Annotated in this window: 1 protein-coding gene and 2 pseudogenes; all 3 read left to right on the top strand. The window is 43.9% G+C overall.

Annotated features, from left to right (window positions below):
- Window positions 1–212: pseudogene (locus GRP75_RS26560) on the top strand (sugar ABC transporter permease); the annotation flags it as partial.
- Between the two features lie 27 nt (window positions 213–239).
- Window positions 240–1,082, top strand: coding sequence for a carbohydrate ABC transporter permease (locus GRP75_RS26555; RefSeq protein ID WP_160790847.1), 843 nt, complete (start codon window positions 240–242; stop codon window positions 1,080–1,082).
- 80 nt (window positions 1,083–1,162) lie between these two features.
- A pseudogene (locus GRP75_RS26550) lies at window positions 1,163–1,542 on the top strand (family 43 glycosylhydrolase); the annotation flags it as partial.

Genomic DNA, 1,542 nt, shown 5'->3' with positions numbered 1-1,542 from the left:
CGCAAATCTTTACTGAAATGAACATTATGACACCTACAGGGGGTCCGGAATACTCGTCCGCCTCAATCGTCTTTTATATTTGGGATAAGGCATTTAAAAACCTGCAAATGGGATATGCCTCCGCGATGGCTATGATTCTCGGCATCTTCATTTTTATCGTAACTTTGATTCAATTCAAAATGAATGAAAAATCGTCCTTTGATGGGGATTGATTTTCGCGGACAGGAGTGAGTCTGATTATGTCCCATAGTCAAAAAACGAAAGTTACCAATACAATTATCTTTATTGTACTAGCGATTGGAGCGATTGTGATGATCGCGCCGCTGCTTTGGATGCTGTCCACTTCGGTGAAAGAAAAGCAGGATGTCTTTGCTCTTCCGCCAGTATGGATACCAGAGGTGTTCCAGTTTGGCAAGTATAGGGAAATTTGGGAAGCAGGACCTTTGTTAAGCGGGATCAAGAACAGTGTGATTGTGGCTGTAAGTGTTACCGTTATAGGTACCTTTACATCCAGTGTAGCCGCTTTTGCATTTGCAAAGCTGAGATTCCCTCATAAAAATAAACTGTTTCTGGCACTCATCGCATCTATGATGATTCCATACCCAACGGTTATGATTCCACAGTTTATGATGTTTTCCAAACTGGGCTGGGTGGATACACTGCTGCCTCTGATTGTTCCAGGTTTGTTCGGAAATGTAGTTATGATCTTTTTCCTGCGGCAGTACTTGCTTAGTGTACCAGATGCCATTATCGAAGCTGCTAAAATTGACGGAAGTTCTTATTTCCGACTCTATTCGTCGATTACGTTCCCGCTCATTAAGCCAGCAGTTGCAGCACAGCTTATTTTATGGTTCATGGGGATTTGGAACGATTATTTGGCACCGATTATTTACTTGAACTCACCAGAAACGCAGACACTGCAGCTGGTTATCGCGAATTTTAATGCGACTTACGCCATTCAGACGGACTATCCGCTTATCATGGCAGCATCAATTATAGCCTTGTTACCTGTACTGATTATATTCTTGATCTTCCAGAAACAAATTATTGAATCGGTTGCCATTTCGGGTGTCAAAGGCTAATTGACACTTGGAGGGTATGGATGAATGATGTAGGGCAGTCACAATATGTAATGGATAAAGGAAGGAGGAGAATAACAGTTATGGTTATGCTGCTCATGCTGGGTCTATCCGGCTGTGGGGATAACACTCCGGACCCTGTGTATCCGCAGGCTCCGCCTCCCGATCACTAGTATGATCAAAGTACGATTAACGATGAACAGCGCTGGACCATTAACAATGCACATGACCCGGCGATTATCAAAACAGATCAAGGCTATTATGTCTACTCAACGGATGTAAAGACAGGTGGAGAATTGAGACCTGGTGTTATGGTACGCAAATCGACTGATCTGATTCACTGGAACTGGGTTCAGTATGCACTCCCCGGCATTCCAAAGGAAGCGGAGGCGTGGTCATCAGCAACCAATCTGTGGGCACCGGACATCATCAAGATGGGTGATACCTATCGGATGTATTACTC

The organism is Paenibacillus sp. OT2-17 (assembly GCF_009827695.1).
GTDB lineage: Bacteria > Bacillota > Bacilli > Paenibacillales > Paenibacillaceae > Paenibacillus > Paenibacillus polymyxa_B.
Note: the sequence above shows the minus strand (reverse complement) of the source record. Positions and strands in the feature narration are given on the sequence as shown.